The 6,617-nt window shown below is 62.5% G+C and carries 9 protein-coding genes and 1 pseudogene; 4 read left to right on the forward strand and 6 right to left on the reverse strand.

Annotation, left to right across the window (positions count from 1 at the left end):
• A pseudogene (locus tag A2J03_RS30915) lies at positions 1–303 on the forward strand (TetR/AcrR family transcriptional regulator); the annotation flags it as partial.
• 1 nt (position 304) lies between these two features.
• On the opposite strand, the gene A2J03_RS06360 reads toward A2J03_RS30915, so the two are convergent.
• The 5 genes from A2J03_RS06360 to A2J03_RS06380 form a co-directional block, all read right to left on the reverse strand.
• Positions 305–1,489 (reverse strand): ATP-binding protein, encoded by a 1,185-nt coding sequence (locus A2J03_RS06360; RefSeq protein WP_068370955.1) that lies wholly within the window; start codon positions 1,487–1,489, stop codon positions 305–307.
• A 148-nt stretch (positions 1,490–1,637) separates the two neighbouring features.
• Positions 1,638–1,850, reverse strand: a complete 213-nt coding sequence (locus A2J03_RS06365; RefSeq protein WP_068370957.1) for a hypothetical protein — start codon at positions 1,848–1,850, stop codon at positions 1,638–1,640.
• Positions 1,837–2,415: a nucleotidyltransferase family protein gene (locus A2J03_RS06370; RefSeq protein WP_068370960.1), complete on the reverse strand. Its 579-nt coding sequence runs from the start codon at positions 2,413–2,415 to the stop codon at positions 1,837–1,839. Before A2J03_RS06370 ends, A2J03_RS06365 begins: the two co-directional genes overlap by 14 nt.
• Before the next feature lie 31 nt (positions 2,416–2,446).
• Complete coding sequence (locus A2J03_RS06375) at positions 2,447–3,010, reverse strand: hypothetical protein (protein ID WP_068370963.1); 564 nt, start codon at positions 3,008–3,010, stop codon at positions 2,447–2,449.
• 78 nt (positions 3,011–3,088) lie between these two features.
• The gene (locus tag A2J03_RS06380; protein WP_068370966.1) at positions 3,089–3,817 is read right to left on the reverse strand and encodes a dienelactone hydrolase family protein; all 729 of its coding nucleotides are present in this window, start codon (positions 3,815–3,817) and stop codon (positions 3,089–3,091) included.
• Positions 3,818–3,912: 95 nt separating this feature from the next.
• On the opposite strand from A2J03_RS06380, the gene A2J03_RS06385 reads away from it, so the two are divergent.
• The 3 genes from A2J03_RS06385 to A2J03_RS06395 are packed head-to-tail and all read left to right on the forward strand — an operon-like array spanning position 3,913 to position 5,593.
• On the forward strand, positions 3,913–4,695 hold the full coding sequence (locus tag A2J03_RS06385) for an LLM class flavin-dependent oxidoreductase (protein WP_068370968.1): 783 nt from the start codon (positions 3,913–3,915) through the stop codon (positions 4,693–4,695).
• Positions 4,696–4,712: 17 nt separating this feature from the next.
• Complete coding sequence (locus tag A2J03_RS06390; protein WP_068370971.1) at positions 4,713–5,009, forward strand: hypothetical protein; 297 nt, start codon at positions 4,713–4,715, stop codon at positions 5,007–5,009.
• Positions 5,006–5,593 (forward strand): DUF6188 family protein, encoded by a 588-nt coding sequence (locus A2J03_RS06395; protein WP_197480639.1) that lies wholly within the window; start codon positions 5,006–5,008, stop codon positions 5,591–5,593. Before A2J03_RS06390 ends, A2J03_RS06395 begins: the two co-directional genes overlap by 4 nt.
• Here the strand turns inward: A2J03_RS06395 and A2J03_RS06400 are convergent.
• The gene (locus A2J03_RS06400) at positions 5,590–6,432 is read right to left on the reverse strand and encodes an alpha/beta fold hydrolase (protein WP_068370974.1); all 843 of its coding nucleotides are present in this window, start codon (positions 6,430–6,432) and stop codon (positions 5,590–5,592) included. The genes A2J03_RS06395 and A2J03_RS06400 overlap by 4 nt on opposite strands.
• Between the last annotated feature and the right edge of the window lie 185 nt (positions 6,433–6,617).

Raw genomic sequence — 6,617 nt, forward strand, 5'->3', positions numbered from 1 at the left:
GCGAACTCGTACGTGGGATGCGCACTCGCGCAGGGGCGCGAACTGACGGGTGTGCTCGCAGCATTGGAAGGCTCTCCCGAGTTGGAGCAGGTCAAACGCGAAGCCGATCAGGCGTATACCCAGCAATGCCGCGACATCCTCGCGCCCTTCGCGGGCTCGGCAGGCGTGTCGGTGCCGTCGATCACGGCAGTCTTCGGTGCTGCGGAGGCTCTTTCGCATGCCGCTGTGTCCGGGGCCCTTACTCCCGATCAAGCGAGGGGGGAATTGGCGGCCGTCATCGTGGCGACGGTCCGCAGGTCGTAGGTCACGGGTCGTATCTTCGACGCCTGTGCTTGTGGGCCGGCGCGGTCAATACCGGCATCGTGCGCCGGATGAAGTCCTCGAAGTGTGGAGTCGTGAAGGCGGTCGTTCCATCGCCGGGAAGATGGATCAGCCCTCGCTCCATCAAACCCGCTCGTGTGGAGGCACATTGGGCGGTGGTGCGTTCGAGGAGCCTGGCCGTCTCCGCCTCGATCGGTGAATCGACGATCGCTCGTAGGTATGCGAACTCCATTTCACCGGCCCGCGAGAGGTGTTCGCGAAAGAACGTGCTGTCGAGGAACTTCGCATACCCATCGCGGACCGATTCGACGGCAGTAGAGGTCACCGTCGCCGACGCATCATCGGTCCACAACACGTACCCGAGCGCCTGGGCGAGGACAGGATAGCCACCGGTGATCCGAAAAGCGGACGCCACGGCGTCGTCGTCCCATGTTCCGTTGCCGCGCAACAGTAGTACGGTGTCGGTCTCGGACAGCGCGTCGAGAGCACGAAACTCGAACAATCGGTGTGCCCGGACCTGGGACTCTGCCGACAGTGTGTCCGACCTCGGCAGCCCTGCGCCGACGAGGGTGATGGGCAGTTCGCGGAGGTAGGTTCGGTGCAAGCCGTCGATGAGCGCTCCGAGTTGTCCGACCGAGAACCGTTGGAGTTCGTCGATGACGAAAACGATCCCGGTGCCGTGTGCACTAGCTGCCTCACCGAGTGCGAGAAACATCGCGGTCAAGTCCATGGAGAGGCTGCCGGTGTCCGCGCTCCCCTTCGTCGATTCCTGCCATTCCGCGGAGAGCGGATTGTCGGTTCCCAGGACCGAGGCGAACGAACCGAGCACTCCCGACGCCGCCTTCGCCTCCGGCTTCCATCGAGCACGGGGGCACACGGCAAGCAGCGCGCTCCGACACTCGAACGACAGCTGGCGTCTGAACCCGTGGTCGTCCCGTCTGGCGGCATCGATGTCGACTATGGCCCAGCCGCGCGATCTCGCGGTACGCACATGGTCGCGCAGCAGCACGGTCTTTCCGGTGCCGTGCAGACCGGTCACGATGTGAGATTGCTGTGCGAGCCCGCGCTCGAGCCCCGCAAGAAGCGAGGTAAATGCCGTTCGGAAGCCCTCTCGCCCGACCAGCTGCCTCGGCGGCGCTCCCGTCTCGGGTGTGTAGGGGTTTTCCATAGGAAGAGTTATATGGCTCGTCGGCGGGTAAGTAAATCGGTGCAGGAAACTCTGTGACATGCGTGAAAAGCTCCCCGGATCCAGCTGCGTCACGCAGTAATTGCATAGTGCACCGATACCCGCAAGGCCTGCAGCGGGTGGGTGAGTACTACGTCGAACTCACCAGCGCGACCCGACGAGACTTGTCGGACTTCACAACGACCGAACTCGACACAATCCGGAAGTTCCTGCGCCGTTCTACGGCCAGCACGTCAGCAGAGCTGACCAGACCGAGATCCAGCGCACCACGCCGTGCGACCACATTCCGGCGGTGTTCTTCGAGATCGCACGACGAGTAGCCGATGCTTCTACGGGTAGTCACGCCACGGCTCTACCGTCAGCTCGGGCCATATCGACGTCCACCGAGCCGCTTTCGATTCGTAGACAGCTCGCATGGGCAGCAACGGATTCGGGCGAATCACACCTGCGAACAGGTCCTCGTAGCCGTGTGGCGCATATACGGTCTTGCTGCCGTCCATTTCAGATCGGACGCCGAAGCAGCAGGTCGTGGATACGAAATGGTCGATGGCGTCCTCGGTACTGCGATACGGGCTCAGCGGTGCACCGAAGTGGTCCTCGTACCAGAGGTGAACCCGAGCTTGATTTCGAACCTCCACGTCGACACCTAGATCGGCGAACAGCGCTGCAGCACGTCGAATGATGCGATCCTCGGCCTCGTAGGAGATGTCCGAGTCGTCGAAATAGAAGTAGTCGTAGTCTCGGATGCCGTTCTGTGGGTCTTGGCCGGCGAGGTTGTTCCAGACAGTCTGGAACAACCCCCCGGCCGTGAGGTACCAATTGGGCGTCTCCAACTGATGCGCCCGTTCGAGAATGGCCCCGACTACCGGGTTGGTATCGAGAGCGGCCAGAAACTCATCCCGTCCCATGGGCGAATCCTGGCATAGGGCACCGACAGGGTCAGGCGATGGGGCAACCCACGGTGTAGTCCCAGTCGGTCCCTCCGGGACCGGTGACCTTGACGAGTACGGAGGTGTCGGTGCCGGGAGGGACATTGACGACGACGGATCCCGTGCCCTCGTTGATGTTGTCCCCGACGTATCCGGTGCTGTAGATCAGTGCGCCCTGGTAGAACACATCGATGATGTCCGGGATGTTGATGGTTTCGTACCGTAGGACGAACGAATTCGGACCGGGTCGTCCCAGGTCGTGATTGGTTTGCGTCACTCCGGGACCTCCTGCGACCGTGTCCTGGTTGCAGAGCTGGCGCGGTGCGAAGGATCCTGTGCCGGGCAGGCTGTTGAGGATCGAGCTTCCGCTGTCGACGATGCCGGCGGCGCCGTCGGCGATGTCGCCGTCGAGCACGCTGCTTCCACCGTCGAGGATGCCGCTGCCGCCGCTGATCACATCGTCCGCGCTGCCTGTGCTCGGCTGGGCCACGGCTGCTCCCGGTGCGAGGAGTGCGATTGTTGCAATCGCTGCTGAGACGGCGAGAGAGTTTCGGATCAGGTTAGTGCTCAACATTTTTGCTCCACAGGCGAAGTGTCGTCGGTCGATGCAATGCTTGCATCGGTCCTCGTCTGCGGGTATCCCCTGATCGGATTACATACGACCGAATGAACGTCGGCTCGTCAATGTAGTTGCCATCCAGTCCAAACCCTCGGCGACTGCTGCGCGTGCGTGAGGCTCGTCCGTCATCGCGTCGAACCCATGACCGACGCCCGCCACTGTCCGAACCTCCAACGGCACTGAGGCATTCGATGCTTGGGTGACGAAGGCTCGCTGGCCGGGAATGAAGTCCGGGATCTCGTTTTCGACCAGGGTCACGAGCGTCGGTACGACGTTGATCCCTGCGATGGCATTGTCCGGTGGTGGCCAACCGGGAGTGTCGGCGCCGGGCAGAACGGGATACGTCAGTTCGACGGCGCGTAGCCAAGGTGCGGGTTCGATCAAGAACGGATACGACAGTGGACCGCCACCGGAGAAGAACCACATGCCGACCGTGTTCTCGTCGGTCTCCGGAGCCGCCCGCAGTCGGTCGACCGCATCCCTGACGGTAACCAGAGCTTCTTGGTAGAAGAACCCACGGGTCAGATCGTGATCGACAACTGCGGCGACGAGTCCGCGATGCGCGAGATGGCTTGCATAGTCTCGGTAGAAGTTCGAGAACCGCGGTGTGACTTCCGGCTGCTCTGGATAGAGACCGTGAACGAGCAGAACGCACGGCGCCGGACCTGCCGTACTCGGGAGGTACAGATCGAGCTGGCCACGGGTCTCGGGGACTACAGGGTCGACGGGGAGTATCAGTGACTTGCCGGTGGGCTGAGGCATAATTCGTCAGCATTCCTCACCGATCATCTCGTGTCCATGTCTTTTCGGGTTACGTAGACTTCGCGGATGGCTTCTGGAGGAAGGAAGAGCAAGCAATGACGCGATTCGGTGTAGTGCTTCGTCCCGAGCTACCCCCGGAATTGGTCGTCGAGGCAGCGCGCGCGGCCGACAGTGCTGGAGTCGACGAGGTGTGGTTGTGGGAGGACTGCTTCTTCTCCGGCGGCATCGCAACCGCGGCAAGTGTTCTCGCGTCGACCGAGCGCGTGAACGTGGGAATCGGTGTGTTGCCGACTCCGCTGCGGAATGTTGCCGCGACCGCGATGGAGGTGGCGACGCTGGCGCGGTTGCACCCCGGCCGCCTACGCGTCGGACTCGGGCACGGCGTGCAGTCGTGGATGGGGCAGGTCGGCGCCCGCGTGAACTCGCCGCTGACCTTGATGCGTGAGCAGATGGCGGCGTTGACGAGTCTGTTGGCTGGGGAGACGGTGAGCGTCCAGGGCCGCTACGTGACGCTGGACAACGTTCGACTCGATTGGCCACCGTCGATCCAGCCACCGATATTGGTGGGCGCAACCGGTCCCAAGACGTTGGCGCTGAGCGGTGAGATGAGCGCAGGCACCATTCTCACGAGTGAGACCTCTCCCGAGGAGACCAGGATTGCGCTCGAGCACATCGCGGGTGGACCCGATCACGATGTGGTCGTGTACCTCTCGTGCACGACCGATTCAAATGCAACCGCGGACAACGTGCGGCGCTGGGTCGATGCTGGTGCTACGACCATCGTGTTGGAACCGGCTGCGGATCGACGTGATCTATCCGGAATCTTTGCGCGTGCGGTGGAACTGCAGCCATTATTCGGTATCGCACCGGCCAGCTGAACCGGTACGGTGCGTGTATGAACGCGCTCGACAGGCTGGATCGGCTGCGGTCGGTCGCCGCAACGGCACAGGTGTTCAGCGACCCGTACACCACATCGGACGGCTCGACGGTCATTGCTGTTTCGACGGTGAAGCCCCATGGTTCGGTCAAAGCTGTCGGGATTTTCGTGGTCACGAAAGGCGACTGCGTGTGGACACCGGCCATCGATCAGACGCGGATAGCAGTGATCGGAGTGACCATCGGTCTCGTCGCGGCGACGCTTTCGTCTCTCGCGGTGCTTCGCCGTCCGCCGTGGCCCGATCTCTCGGCGTGAAACTCGAGCTGCAGTCGCGCGTGACGAAAGCCCATCTCGACTTCGACATGGGTGTGGAGTTCGAGGACTCGTCGTCGGTCGCGTTCAGCGAATTCGAACTCGGCGGGGTGCTGTACGACGAGGACAATCAGTTCGACGGACTACGCGCGCTGGTCGGACTCCTGGGCAGAACGTGCACACGAGCGAAAGTGAGCCCGTCGAGCGTGCTCGAACTCGACTTCGACGACGGATCGCGCGTAATGGCCAAGCCGCGAGACGAAGTCGAGTCGTGGGAGTACACCGCAGCAAACGGTTCGACGATGATCTGTTTGCCTGAAGGCGATATCGAGTCCATGCCTAGGCCGTTCCGGCATATACCGCCCGCCGTAACGGCGGGGCCACCGTCCGAGGGTGCGACCGTGGTGAAGATCTCGGGCGGTCAGGACAGCGGAATCGAATTCTCCGACCGCACGGTCCTTCGAACGGACGTACCGTTGGATTCCGCCTACTTGATCCTTCGTGAGAGTGTCGTGTCGAGCCACCTGATCGAGAAGCGACAACAGATCGAACTGTCCTCCGGATACTTCCTTCCTCTCGACGGCTAGCGAGATCGTAGGAAGTCCGTCACTGCTTCGGTTTGACCCAGCACCGCATGGCCGGTTCCAGCGAGGACGGTGACCGAGGCGTCGGGAATGCACCGGGTGACCCTGTCGGCTGACTCGGCCGAGTCCATCATCACGTCGCGATCGCCGACGATCAGTCGGACGGGTACCGAAATGCTCTGCAGCGCAGCGTCGGAGAAGATCGGGAGCTTGCCGGTCCTGGGGTTGAAGTTCGAGAAGACCAACGTGACATCGTCGAGGATCCCGTCCGTTCCTGCACTGCCGAGGCCGGTGACCATTTGTGCGGTCTTTCGTCGACCGCGGCGTCCTAGGGCGCCCAGGAGTAGGGCCTTGGGGAGCCATCGCCACGTCTGCCTCCCTATTCCGCCGGGGCACAGCAGCGTCATGCGTGTTACTCGAGATGGTCGACGAATCGCGTAGTCGAGTGCAGTCCAGCCACCGAGCGACATCCCTACGAGCGCGACGCTGTCGACCCCGAGAGCGTCGAGGACCTCGTCCAGCCACGAGGCGGTGGCGTCGGACTCCAGCGGTAGGCGGACGGGTGCACTTCGACCAGGTTCGCCGAGAAGATCCACCGCATAGACCCTGAAAAGGGCTGCCCAGCTGCCGATGTCGCCGGCCCACGTACTCGCGTTCGCGCCGGAACCGTGGAGCAACACCACGGGCGGCGCCCCGGCGGGTCCGGAGGCGAGGACGAAGGTCTCACCCGCGCGAGTAGGGACACAGAAATGCTCGGTAGCGACGGGCAACTGATCCAGTTGTTCGTCGTATCGCTGCTGAATCTGCGATTCACCGATCGCTGATTTGTAGACTTTGGTCATCAAAAGCTCCTTTGACAACCTCAACCTACTCCATAAAGCGTCGGATAGGGAAGTAGAAGGAATCAGAAGGGAAACGATAGATTCTCGGTCACATAGGTATGGAACCGTGCGGTCGCCGCAGTCGGCCGTCGCCTACCCGTCACGAGTCCGATGTCGCGCACGCGACAGCCGGACAGTGGGACGGC

It is taken from the genome of Rhodococcus sp. EPR-157 (assembly GCF_001647195.1).
Taxonomy (GTDB): domain Bacteria; phylum Actinomycetota; class Actinomycetes; order Mycobacteriales; family Mycobacteriaceae; genus Rhodococcoides.

What these genes read in the sequence shown, in the direction of transcription:
- A2J03_RS06360 (WP_068370955.1), bottom strand. Translation starts at nt 1,489, where the DNA reads ATGGAAAACCCCTACACACCCGAGACGGGAGCGCCGCCGAGGCAGCTG.
- A2J03_RS06370 (WP_068370960.1), bottom strand. Translation starts at nt 2,415, where the DNA reads ATGGGACGGGATGAGTTTCTGGCCGCTCTCGATACCAACCCGGTAGTC.
- A2J03_RS06375 (WP_068370963.1), bottom strand. Translation starts at nt 3,010, where the DNA reads ATGTTGAGCACTAACCTGATCCGAAACTCTCTCGCCGTCTCAGCAGCG.
- A2J03_RS06380 (WP_068370966.1), bottom strand. Translation starts at nt 3,817, where the DNA reads ATGCCTCAGCCCACCGGCAAGTCACTGATACTCCCCGTCGACCCTGTA.
- A2J03_RS06385 (WP_068370968.1), top strand. Translation starts at nt 3,913, where the DNA reads ATGACGCGATTCGGTGTAGTGCTTCGTCCCGAGCTACCCCCGGAATTG.
- A2J03_RS06390 (WP_068370971.1), top strand. Translation starts at nt 4,713, where the DNA reads ATGAACGCGCTCGACAGGCTGGATCGGCTGCGGTCGGTCGCCGCAACG.
- A2J03_RS06400 (WP_068370974.1), bottom strand. Translation starts at nt 6,432, where the DNA reads ATGACCAAAGTCTACAAATCAGCGATCGGTGAATCGCAGATTCAGCAG.